This window comes from Paenibacillus sp. SEL3, from assembly GCF_054602585.1.
The window spans coordinates 502,438-522,547 of the sequence record NZ_CM137725.1 but is presented as its reverse complement, the minus strand read 5'-3'; the positions used below and the strand labels follow the sequence as shown (position 1 = coordinate 522,547).

At 45.2% G+C, this 20,110-nt stretch carries 18 protein-coding genes and 1 other RNA gene; 15 read left to right on the top strand and 4 right to left on the bottom strand.

Annotation, left to right across the window (positions count from 1 at the left end; translation table 11 throughout):
• Nucleotides 1-43 precede the first annotated feature (43 nt).
• Together ACYCS5_RS02585 and rnpB are read left to right on the top strand one after the other, a co-directional pair.
• A complete protein-coding gene (locus ACYCS5_RS02585) occupies nt 44-610 on the top strand; it encodes a flavin reductase family protein (protein ID WP_029517782.1) in 567 nt (188 codons plus the stop codon).
• Nucleotides 611-689: 79 nt separating this feature from the next.
• Nucleotides 690-1,088, top strand: an RNA gene (gene rnpB, locus ACYCS5_RS02580) — RNase P RNA component class A.
• A 458-nt stretch (nt 1,089-1,546) separates the two neighbouring features.
• Here the strand turns inward: rnpB and ACYCS5_RS02575 are convergent.
• Entirely contained in the window at nt 1,547-2,767 is a 1,221-nt protein-coding gene (locus ACYCS5_RS02575; RefSeq protein ID WP_165149062.1) for an aminotransferase-like domain-containing protein, read from the bottom strand.
• 116 nt (nt 2,768-2,883) lie between these two features.
• Here ACYCS5_RS02575 and pdxR point away from each other — a divergent pair, with 116 nt between their 5' ends.
• Together pdxR and ACYCS5_RS02565 are read left to right on the top strand one after the other, a co-directional pair.
• Entirely contained in the window at nt 2,884-4,359 is a 1,476-nt protein-coding gene (gene pdxR, locus ACYCS5_RS02570) for a MocR-like pyridoxine biosynthesis transcription factor PdxR (RefSeq protein WP_029517780.1), read from the top strand.
• 88 nt (nt 4,360-4,447) lie between these two features.
• On the top strand, nt 4,448-4,678 hold the full coding sequence (locus tag ACYCS5_RS02565) for a hypothetical protein (RefSeq protein WP_459760750.1): 231 nt from the start codon (nt 4,448-4,450) through the stop codon (nt 4,676-4,678).
• Nucleotides 4,679-4,735: 57 nt separating this feature from the next.
• Here the strand turns inward: ACYCS5_RS02565 and ACYCS5_RS02560 are convergent, their stop codons facing one another.
• Nucleotides 4,736-6,616, bottom strand: coding sequence for a S8 family peptidase (locus tag ACYCS5_RS02560; protein ID WP_459760749.1), 1,881 nt, complete (start codon nt 6,614-6,616; stop codon nt 4,736-4,738).
• Nucleotides 6,617-6,802: 186 nt separating this feature from the next.
• Between ACYCS5_RS02560 and ACYCS5_RS02555 the strand changes: the two genes are divergently transcribed.
• The 6 genes from ACYCS5_RS02555 (at nt 6,803) to thiI (ending at nt 11,611) form a co-directional block, all read left to right on the top strand.
• Nucleotides 6,803-7,309, top strand: coding sequence for a YpuI family protein (locus tag ACYCS5_RS02555; protein ID WP_069010271.1), 507 nt, complete (start codon nt 6,803-6,805; stop codon nt 7,307-7,309).
• A 187-nt stretch (nt 7,310-7,496) separates the two neighbouring features.
• Complete coding sequence (locus tag ACYCS5_RS02550; RefSeq protein WP_029517777.1) at nt 7,497-7,724, top strand: DUF1540 domain-containing protein; 228 nt, start codon at nt 7,497-7,499, stop codon at nt 7,722-7,724.
• Between the two features lie 44 nt (nt 7,725-7,768).
• Nucleotides 7,769-8,161: a hypothetical protein gene (locus ACYCS5_RS02545; protein WP_322251723.1), complete on the top strand. Its 393-nt coding sequence runs from the start codon at nt 7,769-7,771 to the stop codon at nt 8,159-8,161.
• A gap of 222 nt (nt 8,162-8,383) precedes the next feature.
• Nucleotides 8,384-9,076: a lytic transglycosylase domain-containing protein gene (locus ACYCS5_RS02540; RefSeq protein ID WP_318627858.1), complete on the top strand. Its 693-nt coding sequence runs from the start codon at nt 8,384-8,386 to the stop codon at nt 9,074-9,076.
• A gap of 158 nt (nt 9,077-9,234) precedes the next feature.
• Complete coding sequence (locus ACYCS5_RS02535) at nt 9,235-10,383, top strand: cysteine desulfurase family protein (RefSeq protein WP_165149077.1); 1,149 nt, start codon at nt 9,235-9,237, stop codon at nt 10,381-10,383.
• A 1-nt stretch (nt 10,384) separates the two neighbouring features.
• Nucleotides 10,385-11,611 carry a tRNA uracil 4-sulfurtransferase ThiI gene (gene thiI / locus ACYCS5_RS02530; protein WP_459760748.1) on the top strand — a complete coding sequence of 409 codons (1,227 nt, stop codon included), beginning with the start codon at nt 10,385-10,387 and terminating at the stop codon, nt 11,609-11,611.
• 73 nt (nt 11,612-11,684) lie between these two features.
• On the opposite strand, the gene ACYCS5_RS02525 is transcribed toward thiI, so the two are convergent.
• Nucleotides 11,685-12,380, bottom strand: a complete 696-nt coding sequence (locus tag ACYCS5_RS02525) for a TerC family protein (protein ID WP_430024322.1) — start codon at nt 12,378-12,380, stop codon at nt 11,685-11,687.
• Between the two features lie 217 nt (nt 12,381-12,597).
• Here ACYCS5_RS02525 and ACYCS5_RS02520 point away from each other — a divergent pair, with 217 nt between their 5' ends.
• From ACYCS5_RS02520 to ACYCS5_RS02500, 5 genes are all read left to right on the top strand, one after another.
• Complete coding sequence (locus ACYCS5_RS02520; RefSeq protein ID WP_342425027.1) at nt 12,598-13,257, top strand: TerC family protein; 660 nt, start codon at nt 12,598-12,600, stop codon at nt 13,255-13,257.
• 94 nt (nt 13,258-13,351) lie between these two features.
• A complete protein-coding gene (locus ACYCS5_RS02515; protein ID WP_039272260.1) occupies nt 13,352-13,843 on the top strand; it encodes a LiaF transmembrane domain-containing protein in 492 nt (163 codons plus the stop codon).
• 291 nt (nt 13,844-14,134) lie between these two features.
• Nucleotides 14,135-15,976: a translational GTPase TypA gene (gene typA / locus ACYCS5_RS02510; protein WP_029517769.1), complete on the top strand. Its 1,842-nt coding sequence runs from the start codon at nt 14,135-14,137 to the stop codon at nt 15,974-15,976.
• Between the two features lie 125 nt (nt 15,977-16,101).
• Nucleotides 16,102-17,163: an LCP family protein gene (locus tag ACYCS5_RS02505; protein WP_039272259.1), complete on the top strand. Its 1,062-nt coding sequence runs from the start codon at nt 16,102-16,104 to the stop codon at nt 17,161-17,163.
• A 302-nt stretch (nt 17,164-17,465) separates the two neighbouring features.
• Complete coding sequence (locus ACYCS5_RS02500) at nt 17,466-18,797, top strand: PhoH family protein (protein WP_029517767.1); 1,332 nt, start codon at nt 17,466-17,468, stop codon at nt 18,795-18,797.
• Between the two features lie 101 nt (nt 18,798-18,898).
• Here ACYCS5_RS02500 and ACYCS5_RS02495 read toward each other — a convergent pair whose 3' ends face one another.
• The gene (locus ACYCS5_RS02495; protein WP_459760747.1) at nt 18,899-19,984 is read right to left on the bottom strand and encodes a coiled-coil domain-containing protein; all 1,086 of its coding nucleotides are present in this window, start codon (nt 19,982-19,984) and stop codon (nt 18,899-18,901) included.
• Between the last annotated feature and the right edge of the window lie 126 nt (nt 19,985-20,110).

Below are 20,110 nucleotides of genomic sequence, written 5' to 3'. Positions count from 1 at the left end.
GAAAATGAAGATGCTCTATTATTTTTTTGTAGGGAGAGGTTCTATGCGGACGCTGATAGCTGATTCTGCAATTCATGCCTATCCAGGCATGGTCGCTGTTGTTACTTCCCGCTATGAGGGGGAAAATAATGTAATGGCCTCAGGCTGGCATACCTATATCGGATCATCACCGGGCATGTATGGCATTTCACTGAGGAAGGAAACATATTCTCACGGACTGATCGAGAAAAGCGGAGGCTTTGGTATTCAGTTTCTGCCTGCGCACAGATCGGAATGGATTCAGGCTGTAGGTACCTTTAGTGGTAAAGATGTAGATAAGTTTCAGCAGTTTGGCATTGCATATGAGGATGGAATTTCAGTCAATGTGCCTATATTGCTGGAGGCTTATCTTGCTTATGAGTGTAAAGTCGTGGATATTCATACCTATGGAGATCATGATTGGATCGTCGGTGAAATACAGCAGACCTACCGAGATGATGAACTGTTCCTAGATGAGGACGTTCCTGATTTTAGTAAGCTTTCTATCCCGCTATACGTGGGAAGGTCTGCTTATTATGTGGCGGATGATTCATTGCAGAGAAAGGTACATCCGTTTTATTTGGGCAAGTAAACAGAGATCTATACGTTTTACAATATTTTCAGGGTTGTATCATGCGCGCGTTCCCTGTATACTATGTAATGTTGTTCGGAAAGTTTGACAGACAATCGCTGGTGGCGTAAGCCGCGAGAGGAAAGTCCGGGCTCCATAGGGCAGGATGCTGGATAACGTCCAGTCAGCGCGAGTTGAAGGATAGTGCCACAGAAATGGACCGCCGATGGCCGCTTGCGGCACAGGCAAGGATGGAACCGAGGTGTAAGAGACCCCGAGGAACGCTGGTGACTTCGTTCCTGGTAAACCCCATCTGGAGCAAGACCTAATGGGACACAGCTTCTTCGCGAAGCAGCCTTAGCCCGAGGCGTGTCTAGGTTGGTCGCTGGAGCTGGATAGCAATGTTCGGCCTAGATAGATGATTGTCGCTTGTAGTGGGAGGGTAGTTCCCGTCTGTACCACGAATAGCACAGAACCCGGCTTACGGAAAACTTTCCCCACTGCAACACCTTAAAATGTATGAATTTAACTTTTGTAAATGACCTGTTTGCATGAAAGCCTTTAATCCAAATGTATTTATTGAATTAAAAAGGGTGTGTCATATTCCTGTGGGAATGATGGCACACCCTTTTTAACATACCGTATTTATGCAGAAATAGTGCATTTTTATAGTGCTAAATTTACTTTTGTTTGTTCTTTGCCAAAGCAGAATGAAGCCCCCAATATCATGTTGGGAGCTTCATTCGTTTTTCCATCTACTCATTCCCTTTACCATAAAAACGTGTGGGGATGAGGCACGCAGTTAGCGCAGCGGAGCATTTGAATCTGGAGAAGCGAAGCGTTCGCCTTTGCCCCCGGATTCCGACCTTTGTCGGAACTTATATAATTAGGAATCCGGGGGCAACAGCGATCGTAAGATCAAATGATTCGCGAAGCGGCCTCACTGTGTCAACTCCATCAGCGCACGCTTTTTACCACACTTTCCTCTGTGTACATCTTCAGTGCCCGATCCAATCGGTCAACTGCTTTTGGAAGCAAGGAAGGATCCGTATGCGTGAAGTTGATTCGCATATGGTTGCTGCCACTTAGGTCAGCATAGAAGACTTGTCCAGGCACAAATGCCACTCCTTCCTGAATTGCGAGTTGCAGCAACCGATCAGAACGGAATCCCTCGGGTAAAGTAACCCACATAAACATACCGCCAAGTGCATCATTCCAGGTGATTCCTTCCCATTGGCGTTCTTTCATCAGCGACGTGAGACGTAGCATACGAGTATGGTACTCAGCAGACACAGTACGAATATGTCCGTCCAAGTCAAAAAAGTCCAATAACTCATTCAAAGCACGTTGATCAATACTGCTGGAGTGCAGATCGGCAGATTGTTTGGCATTGGCGACTTTAACGACAATCGCTTGATTAGCTACCAGCCAACCAGATCGAACACCAGGAGCGACGGTTTTGGAGAATGTAGAAGTGTACATCACATGACCGTCTCCACCTAGCTGTTGATCGATTGAGAAAAGGGATGGAAAGTTAAGGTTTTCGTCAAATTTAAGACGTCCGTAAGGATCATCTTCAAAAATCAAAGTGCCGTATTTACGGCATATTTCAACAACGCCTGTTCTTCGTTCCATACTCCAAACACTTCCTGCCGGGTTGGAGAAGGTTGGGATGACATACACGAATTTAGGCTGATGTTTTTTGATCTTGGCTTCAAGATCTTCTAATCGCATACCGTTAGAGTCTGTATCTACACTTACAATGTTGGCACCATAGGAATTAAATACCTGAAGAGCTGCCAAATAAGTAGGGGACTCCACCAATACAGTATCCTGCGGATCGAGCAATACACGCGAAACCAGATCAATGGTCTGCTGTGAGCCCGTCGTCATGATGATGTTATCTCTGGTGACGGAGATGCCTTGGGATGACATGATTGCTGCAAGACGTTCCCGTAGAGGAATGTAGCCCTCGGTTAGGCCGTATTGAAGAGCGGTAGTACCGCCGAGGCGAAATACCTGCTCATAGGCTTTAGCAACAGCTTCGATGGGGAAAAAGGCATCGGCAGGAAGGCCGCCTGCCAGAGATAACACATCTGTTCCCTGTGTCAGCTTTAAAATGTCCCTTACCATGGACGAGCCCTGAGTACGAGCCATACCCGAAAATTTGTGTTCCAATCCAATCATCTCCTGTGTTCTATACTGTACTATGAAATTTGTTGTATTATATCGATAATGAAGTATAACAGTAAACGTCTAAATGTAACAGTTGATTTTTGGAGGGGACGGTTCCGATGCATATTGATCTCAGCCGCAATAGCAGTGTTAAATTATATTTACAGATTGCCAAAACATTAGCAGATCGCATCCAGTCTGGACTGTTGCCTCAGGGCACAAAGCTTCCCTCTGTCCGTCATTTGTCCAGTTTGCTTGCGGTAAGTCCCGTAACTGTAAGCAAGGCATATGCTGAGCTGGAGTCTATTAATCTGGTTACCTGTACACAGGGAAAAGGTTGCTATGTAGCAGAGCCTTCGGTAGCTGTTCAACGTGAGGGAGCGCAGGATTTGTCATGGCAAATGTCGCTGATCGATTATTTGCCACGCGCACAGTTATGGAGAAACTTTAACCATAGCAGACAGGTTCCCTATTCTTTTCATATAGCAGCAATTCAACCGGAGCTTCTTCCTACACGCGAAATCATCGCTGATACTCAACGTCTATCCTCTGGAAATCCTGATGCAATGGCAGCATACGGTACTTTTGAAGGTGATTTAGCGCTGAGGGAAGTGTTTGTAGATCACCTGAACGAACGTGGCCTATGCACTGTTGCAGAACAGCTGCTCGTGACCAGTGGTGCCCAACAGGGCATTGACCTGGTGGCACGTACTTTTGTTGGTTCTGGAGATGTTGTCTACATGGAGGCTCCTACATATACGGGGGCCATTGATGTATTTACCAGTCGTGGTGCCAAAGTAATTATGATTCCGATGGATGAGCAGGGCATGCGGATCGATATCCTCACGCGTCTTTGTGATACTCATCCCCCAAAACTGATCTACACGATACCCACCTTTCATAATCCTACCGGAGTAACTTTAACGACGGCCAGACGCACACAATTATTGGATCTAGCTCAAAGTTATCATTGCCTCATTGTTGAGGATGATCCATTTTCTGACCTCTACTATAAAACAAAGCCGCCACTCTCTATCAAGGCACATGATCAATCCGGACATGTGATATATATCAAAAGCTTTAGCAAAACCGTTGCTCCCGGCTGCCGTATAGCTTGTGTAGCGGCCACTGGCAGTGTAATGGATCGTTTGGTGGCTGCCAAGTCTACTACGGATTTGGGGAGCCCTCTATTAACGCAAAAAGCGCTATTGCCCTTTATCAGGAACCGTCTTGATCGACATCTTGTCTGGTTGCGGGAACAAATGCGGGATCGGTTGACAGTCGCATTGTATACGCTCCAGCGCTATGCTCCGCCAGAGGTTAGCTGGTATGCTCCCGAAGGCGGCTTAAATGTGTGGATTAAGCTTCCTCCTAATGTTGATATTCCAGAATTGGAGCGGCTGGCTGACCGAGAAGGCGTTTCCTTTTTACCTGGTGCAGTGTGCTATGCAGGTGGTATGGACAGTAATCATATCCGTATTTCTTTTTCGTATGTGGACAAGGAAACACTTATAACAGGTCTTCACAAACTGTGCCGTTTGTTGGGCGAACTGCTTGATCATTCGGTCATTGTTGAACGGAAGCCTATTTTATAAGGGATATTTGTATTAGGGGGTAAACATCCAAGCACAGCACATGCCTTCTTAATATGCTGTACTAATTCACCGAAAGGAGTTGCACATTATGAGTCATTGCCCTTACGACCCGATCGTGTGCCCGCCGATCCAATTTGTAAATCATCAATTTTTCCCACAAGTCGTGCCTGTGGTTCATCCAATTGAAATTGTTAATCAGCCGCACATTGTACCTGTACCACATCACGTATTTCCGGTGAGTATAAAGGATCCTGGAGAACCTTGCTGTCATACTCGCAGTCATAGCAAGCGTCCTGTTCGCAGCAGTTCCAAGCGTTAATAAAGCCCAAAAAAGCAGCCATGGAGCAACATGGCTGCTTTTTTCCAATAAGGAATCTTACGTTTCCAGTTTCTTTAAAATAGATTTTAACTTGTCACTTAAATGCTGTGGATAGAATTGCAAAGGAACATATGGACGTTGTGCTGCTTTCAACGCTTTATACACGTCAATTTGACCATATCCGAAATATTTGTCATGCCCTGGTGTGCCCAAGTCAATTACGCTGCTTCTCATTAAATCCATAACCTCTTTGTTGGTCAGATCGGGGTTAACGGATCGAATCAGGGCAGCAAGTGCTGATACATGGGGACTGGCCATTGAAGTGCCCGACAGTGCAGCATATTGATTCCCTGGGTACGTACTGGCAATACTTGCACCTGGAGCCATGACGTCTACATAATCTCCATAGTTAGAAAAGGATGCACGGTGCATAGAAGAATCTGTAGCGGAAACGGCAAACACTTCAGGATACGCTGCTGGATAGCCAGGTCGTTCCGTATTGTCATTGCCTGTGGCTGCGATTAATACGACATCTTTATCATAGGCGTATTTGATCGCATCATGCAAAAATTCAGCTTGTGCGTAATTGCCCAGACTCAAATTGATAACCTTGGCACCGTGATCAGCTGCCCAGATAATACCTTCTGCAACCGAGTAAGTCGTGCCGGAGCCGGATTGGTCAAGTACCTTGATCGGCATGACTTTGTTGTACCATGTCATGCCAGCGACCCCCTCACCATTATTCACGAGGGCAGAAATGATGCCGGCGACGTGCGTTCCGTGACCGACGTCATCATAAGGCTTTTCAGACGGGTTTACCACGTTACGACCTGAAAGGATTTGACCTTTTAGGTCGGGGTGATCCAAATCTACTCCCGTATCTACGACAGCGACAATTACGTCCTTGCTACCTTTGCTTAATTTCCAACCTCGGTTGGTTTCAGTTGCCGGCAGATTCCATTGATAGCGGGAAAAGAGCAAATCATTGGGAATAGAGCTGTCCGCTTTGATAGGTGTGCTCTCATTGGTTAGATACATATAGTGAGGTTCCGTATAAAGCGGGTTCCACTTTCTTGAAAAATATTGCTTTAGCTCCTTAAAGTTCATCTTATCCGAATGAAATACATAGGTATAACCAAGCTTGCGGCCTGGCGCACAGTGTAAATCTGCTGCAATTTCCTGCAGTTGTCGTGAATCAGGATTATGATGGAAGCGAACGACAATTTCATTTTCAAAATAATGGCTTGCATTTTCGTTGTCGTGGCCCGTCTTGACAGTAATATCGTGCAATGTGTCGGGATGTACGGATTCGATTTTGTAGCTGCCTTCTTTTGGATAGGGAATCAAACGCAAATTTTTCCGCTGATGCTTCTCCACGTCACGCAATACTTGCTGACTGACCAGAGCAGCAACGCCGCATGTTCCGTCAGCCGATGGTTCTGCCATGACAAAATATTTACCGCCTTCAGCCTGAAATGCAGCAGATTCGTAGGATTTATTTTGCATGACGGAACGGCGAGCCGCAGCCAAGCTGCTTTTAATTTGAGGATGACTGAGCAGACGAGTTTGTGCTTTGCTGCCCGTGTAGGTGTTCGTATTCCCGTCGCTTGTGTGAATCCACTGTAACGTATGAAGATGACTGTGCGATTGCTGTAGCGTGCGGGTAAATTCCCTTTTCTGATCAGCAGTTTTACCATCAAGTTCCCGCATCACGTACTGAATATCCTGCCTTGCATCCATGCGTGTGAGGGTATCCGTAGCGGACAGGTCCAAAGCCAACATTCCTTTTTTGAGTTGCTTCTCTTGCTGTGGCACCATCTTGGCCGTATATTCGGGCTGCGGTGTATGGCGGTGATCACGGGAAGGCAGCATCAGTGTGATGAGAAGCACCCCGGCAGCTGCTCCTAGCAGGGGTTTTAACCATTTTCGCCGAGACATGGGACCGTCCTCCTTGAGAATTCATAAATTTATGGTTTAGCGTGAGGAGGTTGGCATGTTTTTATACCTTTCAATGCTTATTTGTGGTAGGATAAATACTGAAAATTACAGCTCTTTCGGTTAGAGGGGACTATTTTCGGGTAACCAAATTGATGAACAAGCAACAAATAAGGGGGAGCTGCCTTGATGTCAGCAGTCAACGTACAAAAATTATGTGAGTCGGCGCAGGAGAGACTGAAAACTGCCGTGAAACGGGTGGAAACATTCCTCAATGAGCATGCTCTGCCGCAACTGGCTGCAGATGGCAATGAGGAGTCCGTGCTCTTTTACAAAGGCTTTTTGTCGGATCTCCGTCATGTCCTTGTTTTTTCCGAAGTATCTTATGAAAAGTTGGGTGTGGCTTTACGCCGTGCCAATTTTGACGTCGATTTTGCGGAAAAGGCATTGTATAACGTTTACCATGACTGCGTGAACAGCTTTTTTTATCCCAAAAATGAAACTTACGCAGAGGATGGACGTTATGCGTATACGGGGCAAGATGCTATCCGCTTCCGTAAAACGCCAGTGCCAGCCGCTCGCGAAGTGATCATGGACATTACGAAAAATTTTGAAGAATTGCGTGATGATCTGACTTATTATGAAAGTGACTATTTGACTCAGCGCCGGATGCAGACTCGCCGTACTCATGCATAAAGCATTCAACGGGGAAGATCATTTCTAATCAAAAACTAAAACAAGACAAGCAAGCCGTTTTCTACTTGCTTCCTGCCATTTTGGAGGAGGTGAAGGAAGCGGCTTTTTTCGTATGTCACCAACTGCCATATACCATAAACGCATAGGTGCGGGATAGCGGGGGGACAATGAATCCGAGGTGATGATCATGAGCCAAGAGGCCAAGCCAATCGTTAAGTGTAGCGTAGCCAATTGTCATTATTGGGGAGAAAACAACTTGTGCAAGGCAGATTTGATCATGATTGAAGTTGATGGTCATGCCGGAAAGAAATTTAAAGAAGAATATGCGGGGGAAAGCTTCAGTTCAGAAGAACGTGATAAGGCCGACACATCAGCCGCAACCTGTTGCCACACTTTTAAACCGAAGTCCGTGTAAATTTTATTACGCGATTCATTTTGCATTTGGAGGTGCAGTTTATTATGGAAGATCATGAAAACGACAAGCATCAGAATGAAGAGCATGTTAGCCGCAAACGTGTAGATTACCCCCGTCACATTCATGAACGATCTGCCAAGCGCCGTAATGATCGTGAGGAATATGCAGCAGAGGTTGCTCCCGGCTCAGTTGCGACTCGACATGAGGTCAAGGGTGAAGAGCAAGTTATAAACAATAGTGGTCGTATTTCTGGCTATGTTGGTCTGGCTGCGGGAATTGCCTCATTGTTTATGTGGTCCATTGTACTGGGGCCTATTGCTGCAGTTTTAGGCTTTTTTGCTTATGTGAATGGCAGCAAAACGACCGGCATTTGGTCGATTGGTCTTGGGGCGCTGGCGACATTGAGTTATTTTGCTTTTATCCCGTTCGTTCGCTGACCTTGCTGGAGGAAAAAGTACAGTTTTCTTTTGTATATCCGAGAAAAATCATCTTAGTGATATAATTACATTTAAGCTGATCTATAAAGCTCCGCTGTCTTTTCGACAGAAACGGAGCTTTTTTTCATTAAAAGGTATGGAAGTACATAGTAAAAAGTTGTATCATAGCAGTAACGACAAGCTATTTGGGATATAACAACTATAGAAAGTTGGGAACACCACATGCAAATTGATCCGCGCGTGTCCAAGTCCATGTTAGACATGCAGCTGTTAAATAATATGAGTGCTACAACCCAGACGGGGACAACGGACGCTTTTTCCGGATTACTGGAACAAGTAGGTCAGTTGGAAACAGATGGTGCTGTGACTCGAGAAAATTCAAGTGATGTTACCAGAGACGAAAATGGTTTGCTTTGGCTTCAATTGGGACCTTCGAGGGGAACGGCTTCGTCATTGTATCCCGCTCCTTCCAGCACAGCAACAGACGGACCTACAACACCTACGGCATATGATGATTTGATTAACGAGGCTAGTCAGAAATACGGCGTTCCAGTAGCGTTGATTAAAGCAGTTATTGATACGGAATCTTCATTCAATCCGTCGGTCACTTCTTCGGCCGGGGCCAAAGGGCTTATGCAACTTATGGATGCTACGGCTCAAGGTCTGGGAGTCAGTGACCCGTATGATCCTGGACAAAATATTGATGCTGGAGTTCGTTATTTGTCTTATCAGATTAAACGTTTTAACGGACAAGAAAATATGGCGCTGGCTGCATATAATGCAGGTCCCGGACGGGTGCAGCGGCTTGGTGTAAGTAGTGATGAACAGTTAATGTCTGTACTGGATAAGCTTCCGCTGGAAACGCAAAGATATATTAACAAGATTCAAAATGCACGTGAAAAATATACGATCTAAGCCCTATAGCTTATAACGAAAAAAGTGCGTAATTTCAATTTAGATTAGGTCCGCAGAACAGGGTCAATATGGGGAAAGGGTGTCGCTATAATGTAGCGACCTTTCCCTGTTTTGGTCTTTTTTTGTTGCAGCAGTTGTAGGGTAGAAAGGGGAGTTTAATGAAATATTTTGATTATGCCGCGACAACTCCGCCTTTTGAAGAGGTGATTACAACCGTTGCCGAGATCATGAGACGCCACTATGGCAATCCATCTTCGATGCATCGGTATGGAGAGGATGCGGATAAGTTGCTTAAGCGTTCGCGCGAAGTATGTGCTGCGGCTTTGGGAGTGTATCCATCAGAGATTGTCTTCACATCTGGGGCAACGGAAAGCAACAATCTTGCTATTAAGGGAGTAGCTTTGCAGTATCAGACCAGAGGCAAGCATATTGTTACTGTATCGACAGAACACCCGTCTGTGTATGAAGCTTGCAGACAACTGACAAATCTGGGTTTTGAGGTTACATTTTTACCTGTCGATGCAGAAGGGCATGTGAGCGCCGAACAGGTTTGTGCCGCTGTCCGTAAAGATACGATTTTAGTCAGTATTATGCATGTCAATAATGAGACGGGAAGGGTGCAACCGGTGCATGATATCGGAGCTGCGCTGAAGAAACAGTTCCCCCGTATTCTATTTCATATTGACGGTGTACAAGGGTTTGGAAAGCTGCCGGTTGATATCCGGGGCTGGCAGGCTGATCTGTACAGCCTCTCTGCGCATAAGCTGCGTGGACCTAAAGGTGCTGGACTACTATTCGTTCGGGAAGGTGTAGAGGTTTTCCCACTGCATAGTGGCGGCTCTCAGGAGCAGGGTTTTCGTGCAGGTACGGAAAATGTGCCACTGCTTGTTGGTATGTCCAAAGCGGTACGACTAGCGGGCGAACGACAAGCAGAAACAGCACGACGTATGACCGAGTGGAGAGAACGGGTGGTCGCAGAAGTGCAGACAATCCCTCAACTGCGGCTAAACAGCGGGGAGGAAGCACCGCATATTGTCCACTTTTCGTATCCGGGTATGAAGGCCGAGGTGCTGCTGCATACGCTGGAGCAACTAGGTGTGGCCGTATCCACCAAATCGGCTTGTTCTTCGAAGTTGGCCGAGCCCAGCCGGGTGCTGCAGGCGATGGGCCGCAATGAGGCAGAAGCATCTGGCGGCATTCGTATCAGCTTCGGTGACGAGCATACGGAACAGGATATCGATGAGCTTATACTTGCACTGCAACAGGCTGTAGCCAAGCTGGAATCCCTTGAAAGGTGGAAACGTTAAAATGCACTATGATATGCTGTTACTTCGCTTCGGTGAATTTACATTAAAAGGGAAGAATCGAACTCGTTTTGAAAAGGCAGTACTGAATCACGTGAAGCTGCTGCTCAAGCCGTTTCCCGGCGCTTCTTTGCGGAAGGAATTTGGACGGATTTATGTGGTACTCGGAGGAGAGCCTTATGAACAGATCATTCAAGTGTTACAAAAAGTGTTTGGCATCACGACAATAAGTCCTGTCAAAATGGCTCCTGTCGAGCTGGGTGCTATAATTGAGACCGCTGTAGCTTTGATGCGTGAGCTGAATGTGGCCGAGGGAACGACTTTCAAGGTAAATGCCCGCAGAGTGTGGAAGGAGTTTGCTCATTCCTCACAAGAGATGAACCATTTAATTGGTTCTCCTATTTTGCGAGAGTTTCAAGCGTTGAGGGTCGATGTGCATCAACCAGATATTGAGTTGCGTGTGGAGGTCAGAGAGCAGGCGGCCTATATATTCAGCGATGTTATTATGGCTGTAGGGGGCTTTCCGTTAGGAACGAACGGTAAAGCTATGCTGCTGCTGTCTGGTGGAATCGACAGCCCGGTAGCAGGATGGTCTTCCATGCGTAGAGGACTGGAAATTGAATGTGTACATTTTTATAGCTATCCGTTTACAAGTGAGCGTGCGAAAGAAAAGGTCATTGAATTGGCAAGGGTATTAGCAGGCTATGCAGGGCGGATCAAAATCCACCTTGTACCGTTTACAGAGGTGCAGACGGCCTTTACGCGCACTGGACAGGACAATCTGATTATAACGCTAATGAGACGGTCTATGCTGCGAATTGCAACGATGCTGGCTGAGCGTGAAGGAGCGCGGGCACTCGTGACGGGTGACAGTCTGGGTCAAGTTGCTAGTCAAACGTTATCCAGCATGAATGTGATTGGCCGTTCAACAGAATTACCATTGCTGCGACCTCTCGTCATGATGGATAAGCAGGAGATCACGGAAATCGCTAAGCAAATTGGCACCTACGATTTATCCATCCTTCCATATGAAGATTGCTGCACATTGTTTGTTCCTAAATCCCCAACGACCAATCCAAATTTGTGGGTTGTTCAAAAGATTGAAGCCTCTATTCGGGATTTAAATGCCTTGATTGAACAGGCTGTGGCTGCAACGGAAACGCTTGTCCTGGAGTCAGGCGGAGCTATAGAGGGGCGTAATGAGGAAGTTATACAGGAAGATTGGTTTTAAACAAAAAGGCAGACCCACTGTTATTATGGGGTCTGCCTTTTTTGATTTTAGTTAAAACAGTTTTTGAATCATTTTAAACCGCTTTTTCTCGACTGGATACTGTTTTGCGATTTTGAAGATATCCCGTGAGCAAAATACCAGCCATAACTGTAGCAATAAACAAGATGCGCAGCGCAGGGTGCTCGGTAAAGTAGGGTTCCAGCTTACGTTCTTCAGTAATCATATTAGAGGCCGTATAACCAAGCACAGCCGATCCCAAATAGATAATCCAGGGGAATTTATTGATCAGTTTAATAAAAAGAGTGCTTCCCCATACCACGATTGGCACGCTGATTAACAGACCCAGCACTACAAGTAGCAAATGCTGCTGGGCAGCGCCAGCAACAGCAATCACATTGTCCAGACCCATAGCCGCATCGGCTACAACAATCGTGCGGATAGCACCCCATAATGTTGTTCCCGCTTTGACTTCGGTATGGTCCTCCTGGTCTACGAGCAACTTATACGCAATCCAGACTAACATAATCCCCCCGATGAGTAACAACCACGGTACTTGAAGCAGCCAGAGTACCACAATGGTGGCTGCTATGCGAATAAGCAGGGCACCACCGGTGCCGTACAGAATCGCTTTTTTTTGCGTTGCAGGAGGCAGCTTTCTGGCGGCAAGTCCAATTACAATCGCATTATCCCCTGCGAGCAGAAGATCAATAAATATCACATTAAGCAGTAGCCAAAAGAACTGAAGTCCGGACATATCAATCGTTCTCATCTCCCTGATTAAACATCCTAAAGTCATTGTATGTTGTTTATTTTAATACCCGTTTTCCGGAAATACGATTCATTATATGGCTGTTTGTTATTGATTTCAAGGTCTTTACTCAACGAATTTGACATCATTTTTTAATAAATGATGACTTATTTGACAAAGCTTATAAGCATAGCCTCGTCCTATTTCGCATACAAGTAGGATGGGGGTGTTTGTACACATGGAGCATATCATTTTGCTGTTGAAAATATTAATGATTAATTTGGTGTTAAGCGGTGATAATGCGGTTGTTATAGCCATGGCGAGCAAAAATTTGCCTGCAAGGCAGCGGAGTCAAGCTATATGGTGGGGGGCAGTCGGTGCAGTCCTCCTGCGCTGTGTTTTGACTTTTGTAGCTGTCATTTTGCTGGGCATACCCTTTATTCAGGCGGCAGGCGGTCTACTTCTGTTATGGATTGCGTTTAAGCTGCTTTATGAGAGTGAGGATCATGTAGGAGTCAGAGCAGAAACAACCATATGGAAGGCTATACAGGTGATTCTGGTAGCGGACTTTGTGATGAGTCTAGATAACGTATTAGCTATTGCAGCACTAGCAGATGGGGATATCGCCATTATTGTCATTGGTATTGCAATTAGCATTCCGATAGTTGTCTGGGGCAGCAACGTAATTGCGATCTGGCTTCACCGGTTCCCTGTACTTGTTTTGCTCGGATCTGCAATCCTGGCTTTTACGGCAGGAGAAATGCTACTGCGTGATCCCCGATTGGGTGTATGGTTAGCAGGTGCGGGAGAGCTTATACATGCATGGTTACCAGGACTCTTAGCCTCAGCAGTTGTGATTGCAGGAATATATCGTCAGCTACGTGCTCATCATATTTGAACGTAGTTTTTTTGGAAAACATCGGCTAAAATATACTTAAAAACAATCACATTAAGCGACCTAAAAACAAATTCAGCAAACAAAGGAGACCACGATGAATTCCGGAAAAGAGCGTATGATCGGAGTGGGCATTGTTGCCGTAGGACTGATTATTTTGTTGGGGAAACTGGGGACGTTCTCCTTCTTGGGACGAAACTTTTGGCCTTTGCTGTTTTTAATACCTGGAATCGTACTGCATGCAATGTACATGAAGCGTAAAGTTTCACCCTTTATGTTGCTGCCAGCAGGGATTTTATCGGTTTATGGCTTCTTATTTTTGCTCTGCAATATTTGGGGCTGGCATTTAATGGCCTATTTATGGCCTTTGTTACTTCTAGGTGTGGCGGTTGGATTATGGGAGTACGCCATTAATGATATTTCGCTTTCTCGTAATGTATATACGGGGGGCGTGATATTGGGCTTGGTATCGGTGTTTTTATTGGTCATTACCCTGTTAAGAACGGGTATCATATATGTTATTGCAGTTTTACTGATCGGCGCTGGAATCTGGTTGGTCGTAAACAACCGTGGCAAACGCAAATGGTAAACGACAAGCAATGAGATTTTATGGCGGTAAATTACGGAACAGGCAATAATGTCTTGCTTTATGACATATTTCAACTATAATATAATGGATATGATAAGAGCGTCGGAATGATTTCTGACGCTTATTTTAAGGTTTTCACGCGAATCGGAGAGAGAAGCTGTCTGTACAAAGCCTGAAACATATAGAAGGCTGGCAGGGAGTGGGCCTAAAGAACGATTGTTAGCCTTGAATCAGCACTGCTTCAGGATAGAGACACTATTTTGATATACGGAAAGGATATGGATACAAACCATGCATGCTAGAGAAAACATTCGCAATATTGCGATTATTGCCCACGTCGACCACGGAAAAACGACGCTTGTCGACAAGCTGCTTCAACAGTCCGGAACATTTAGAGAACACGAGGCTGTTCAGGAGCGCGCCATGGACTCCAACGATCTGGAGCGTGAACGCGGTATTACGATTTTGGCTAAAAATACAGCTATCACTTACAAAGATTATCTGATTAACATTGTAGATACACCAGGACACGCCGACTTTGGTGGCGAAGTGGAACGGATTATGAAAATGGTTGACGGTGTTTTGCTTGTCGTAGATGCTTACGAAGGTTGCATGCCGCAAACGAAATTCGTACTGCGTAAAGCGCTGGAACAAAATCTGACGCCTATCGTTGTAGTGAACAAAATTGACCGTCCGGCGGCTCGTCCGGCAGAAGTTATTGACGAAGTACTGGATCTGTTCATCGAGCTGGGTGCGAATGATGAGCAACTGGAATTCCCTGTTGTGTACGCTTCGGCGCTGAACGGAACATCCAGCATGGATGCTGAAAAGCAAGACGATAACATGCAAGCATTGTACGAAACAGTTGTAGAGCATATTCCGGCTCCAACTGAGAATGTAGATGAGCCTCTTCAATTCCTCGTAACACTGATGGATTATAACGAATACCTTGGCCGAATTGCAGTAGGTCGTGTAAACCGCGGTATCATCAAGCAGGGGCAAGCAGTCACAGTTATGCAACGTGATGGTAGTAGTAAATCGGCGCGTATTGAGAAGCTGTTCGGCTTCCAAGGCCTGAAACGTATTGAAACGGATCAAGCGGGCGCTGGTGACATTGTAGCGATTGCGGGAATTAAAGATATCAACATTGGTGAAACCATTGCTGATCCAAACCATCCTGAAGCGCTGCCTGTACTGAAGATTGATGAGCCGACACTGCAAATGACCTTCTTGGTTAACAACAGCCCATTCGCAGGTCGCGATGGTAAGTGGGTAACATCCCGTAAATTGCGTGAGCGTCTTCTGAAAGAACTCGAAACGGATGTCAGCTTACGTGTTGATGAAACGGATAGCCCGGACGCCTTTATTGTATCCGGACGTGGTGAGTTGCATCTGGGTATCTTGATTGAAAACATGCGTCGTGAAGGTTACGAACTGCAAGTGTCCAAACCGGAAGTTATCGTCAAGGAAATTGATGGTAAGAAAATGGAGCCAATCGAACGTCTCCTTATTGATATTCCGGAAGAAAGCATGGGCGCAGTTATGGAAAGTTTGGGCTCCCGTAAAGCCGAAATGGTTAACATGATTAATAACGGCACCGGACAAGTTCGCTTGGAATTCCTGATCCCTGCACGTGGTCTGATCGGCTACACTACAAACTTCCTGACTTTGACTCGTGGTTATGGCGTAATGAACCATGCGTTTGACAGCTATGGACCATTTGTTGGCGGTCAAGTAGGTGGACGTCATCAGGGTGTACTCGTGTCAACAGAAAACGGCAGCTCTACATTTTATGGTATGCTGGGCGTAGAAGATCGCGGTATTTTGTTCCTAGAGCCAGGTACTGAAATCTATGAGGGTATGATCGTTGGAGAGCACACACGTGATAACGACATCGTCGTTAACATTTGTAAAGAAAAACAACTGACAAACGTTCGTTCAGCAACAAAAGACGATACAGTTAAACTGAAAACACCTGTAATCTTCTCTTTGGAGCAGGCGCTCGAATACCTGAATGATGACGAGTATTGCGAAATTACACCTAATGCCATCCGTTTGCGTAAAAAGATTTTGAACAAAGGTGAACGTGAGCGTGCAGAGAAGCAACGTAAAACAGCACAAGCAAATATGTAATTGATTGGATTGGTCTTTGGCCACAGCGGCGACGCCCGGGAACGGGATGCGCCGCTGTGTGTGTTTTAGGATTGTAAACTTGGAGAAAGCTATATTTCTCAAAACGCAGGAAAAGGTGTTGAAGCATGAGTAATCTTTCGAACGGATTGCCTCCCCGGACACAAACTGGGAAAAAATCCGCCAAACCGAAAAAAACGAAAAAGAAAAAAAGCTTTTTCAGATCGTTTATGAAGTTTGTCTTGTTTCTGCTCATTATAGGTATTTTAGCAGCAGGTGGTTATACCTACTATCTTTACAATCAGGTAGAGGAAGTTTTGGATACGGGGATCAACAAGGAAGTACCCAAAACACAATTGGCAGAAACTAAGCCTTTGACTATCTTATTGCTAGGAACCGATTACCGCCCTGATCATCCGACTTATTTGTCCGACGTTATTATGGTAGCTACATTGAACCCCAATACTAAATCGTCTACCATCGTGTCCCTACCGCGCGATACGCGTCTAGAAATGGATGGATATAAACCTCGCAAGTTGAATGAGTATTATCCGGTGTTTAAGGCTAGAGAAAAAGAATCTGGTGAAGTTGCTGAAGAACAGATGAAGAAGATGATCGGCAAATATTTAAACATTGATATCGATTATGTGACGGTTATTAACTTCCAGGGCTTTAGAGATGTAGTAGATAATTTGGGTGGCGTAGATGTGACGGTTGATAAAAACATGTGTTATCGTGACCGTGCAGATGGTACCGATATTAATCTGACAGCTGGAGCCAAGCATTTGAACGGTGACCAGGCTCTTGATTTTGTTCGCTACCGCAAATCGAATTGTCGTCCGAGAACAGCTGAATCTGACGATTTTGATCGCAATCGTCGACAAAATCAGGTGCTTCATTCTCTAATTGACCAAATGCAATCCTTTAACGCTTTGACCAAGTTTAGTGCAATTATTAAATCGGTTGATAAGAATATGATGACAGATATTGAGTCACAGCAAATGAAAAATATCGTACAAACCTACTGGAATATTTCCAAGCAAAATGTGAAATACAATCCGGTAGCGGGAACATGGCGTAGCCCGTATGTGTACATTGATGAGCAACAGCTCGATTTGGCCAAACAAGCGCTACAAGAGGAGTTAGCTAAAAAAGCAAGCGACAATACCGCAGCTTCTTCCAATTCCTGAGTATGTATATTTCTTCCCGCTTATGTTATATTCGCAGCGAGTAAAGCTCTTATATAACATAAGGGGGTTGAGGTATGTCTAAAGTTATAGTGAACCAAGTCTAGGTCCAGTGAGCAATCACTGGGCCTTTTGTGTCTAAATTCAAAAATGGACAGGCTCAGAGGCTATCTTCACTTACAACTTTTCGTTGTTTTATGCTGCTTTGGGGTTCTTTTTTCAGGGAATCAGCAAGTATTAGGTACCCGGTGAATAGGTATAGGTATGAAACACGAGATTGTCCACGCCGCTTTGGAGGGGATTTAATGAAGAAAATTTTTGTGCTGGATACGAATGTGCTGCTGCATGATCCGAAAGCCATTTTTACCTTCAAAGAACATGAAGTTGTTATTCCAGCTGTAGTTCTGGAAGAAATCGACTCCAAAAAACGCAACGCGGATGAGATTGGACGGAATGCCCGCAATGTATCGCGATTGTTGGACGGGTTGAGAGAAGTGGGCCATCTGCATAGTGGCGTTCCACTTCCCCAAGGTGGAAGGCTTAAGGTTGAGTTGAACCACCGAAGTTTTTTGAAAGTTCAGGAGATGTTCGGGGAGGTTTCGAACGATAACCGGATTTTGGCGGTCGCCTTGAATTATCATCTGGAAGAGCAGGAGCAGCCTGAGCCGCGTTCGGTCGTTTTGGTCAGTAAAGACGTGCTGGTCAGGATCAAAGCAGATGTATTGGGACTGCTGACTGAAGACTACCTCTCCGATAGAACAGGCGATTTAAGTGAGCTATACCCCGGATACTCGGCAATACAGGTGCACCCGTCCATCATAGATGAATTTTACTCTAACCGTTTTTTACTAATCAAGTCACTGGAACTACCTTATACACTGTATCCACATGAATTTGTCATTCTGAAAGATGAAATGGGAACTGGAAAATCAGCATTACTGAAAGTTAACCAGGAGGCAGAGCGATTAGAGCCGCTGTACTTAAGTAACGAATCAGTATGGGGAATCAGCGCGCGCAATGCTCAACAGAGGATGGCATTGGAGCTTTTGCTTAATGATGATATCCCTCTCGTGACCATTACAGGAAAAGCGGGTACGGGCAAAACGTTGCTGGCGCTGGCGGCAGGTTTGCTTAAAGTAGAGGATGAACATCGCTTCAAGAAACTGCTGATTGCTCGACCTGTTGTTCCTATGGGCAAGGATATTGGTTATTTACCAGGAGAAAAGGATGAAAAGCTTCGTCCATGGATGCAACCAATCTACGACAATCTGGAATATCTGTTTGATGCCAAAAAATCAGGTGATATCGACAAAATTTTGATGGGCTTGGGCAGTATTCAGGTGGAGGCACTTACTTATATTCGCGGACGTTCGATACCTGGGCAATTTATTATAGTCGATGAGGCGCAGAATTTATCCCGACATGAGATTAAAACGATTGTGTCTCGGGTGGGTGAGGGAAGCAAGATCATTTTGATGGGAGACCCGGAGCAGATTGATCACCCTTATCTGGATGCAGCCAGCAACGGTTTAACCTATGTAGTGGAGCGGTTTAAGCAAGAAGGGATTAGCGGGCATATCATGTTGGAAAAAGGAGAACGCTCCAAGCTCGCACAGTTGGCAGCCGATCTGCTATAAAGTCCATATCGTTATTACAAATAACAAGACCTCGGGAATATCCCGGGGTCTTGTTTTATACGCGTGAAAATTCAGAACATTGAAGGCAAGCAAAAGCCAGTTTACTTAAAATTTAATTCGAGCTTAACTTCAAGCATTCCTGCTAAAGTGCGTACTTCTGTGGCTTTGACATAGGAAATAAGCTGCTGTGGGTAGAAACCCAGATCAAAATCCCTTTCCAGCTTGTTGCGGGTCGTATCAGGTAGTTCCAGACCATTAAATACTAATCGATCCACATGAAATAAAATTGAATTTTTTGGTTCATTCTCCACCGTGTAGTGACCTTCTACCCTTAATTTCATCGTTCCTTGTTGGCCTTCTACCATAATTTGATCCTGCGCAAATGTAAAGTTGAAGTGATTAAACAATTCATTTTCTGACTTTAAAAAACGGTTAAAGTCCTCTTCACGAATGCTTATCGTAATGACTTTTCCATTTGTAACCATGGCACCTTGTTGTTGTTGAATGAATTGCGGTAAATCCTGCATAGCTTGAGCTAATGCTTTAAAGTGTTTATTTACCTCGTAGACACCTACATTCTCCCAATAAGCTGTCATTTCGCCAATTAGCTTGCGTAGGGTATCCGGGTCATTGCTGGCGTTAACGCCGTCATTTACACGCGACTGAAGCAGGACAATGCGTTTGCGTTGAGCCAGTAAGTTTGTTTTGACTGTCTCCAATTCCATTGAGGCTTGGGTGACTTGTTGTTCTGTTTTTCGCATAGATTGATAATTGGATTCGTATTCTTGAAGCACATCCTGATCGTGACTAATCAATAACAAGTAGTAATCGTACAGAGAGAGAAGTTGCCTTATACTTTTTGCCCCTAGCACCACACTTAACAGCTTGTCCCTTTCCCCCATATAATAAGATCGCAGCACAGAGCCTGCACGCTTCCGTTGTATGGTCATTTGCTCTTGCTGAACGGTGAGGTTACTTCGCAGTTCCTGCTGGCGCTGCAAAAGAGTCTGTTGCTCCTGACTGATTCGCTCAATTTCATGGTCTATCTCTACAATCGACAGGCTATCTTGTAAAATCTGACTTTCTTCTTGGGAGGGAGCGGCTAGAGTAGGACGTACATATATGAAAGTTAGCAACATAATGGTGCTCAGCAGGGTGCTGATTGTGATTTTTATTCGTTTGTTCATTTGGTTTCCCCTTTTATGTATTCCCGAAAAAAACTAATAGTAATGTATATGATCCTTTCTGTTTCTTTAACCATTCATTTTATTGTACAGCAGTCTGAGCATGCTTGAAACCCGAAACTGTTTACG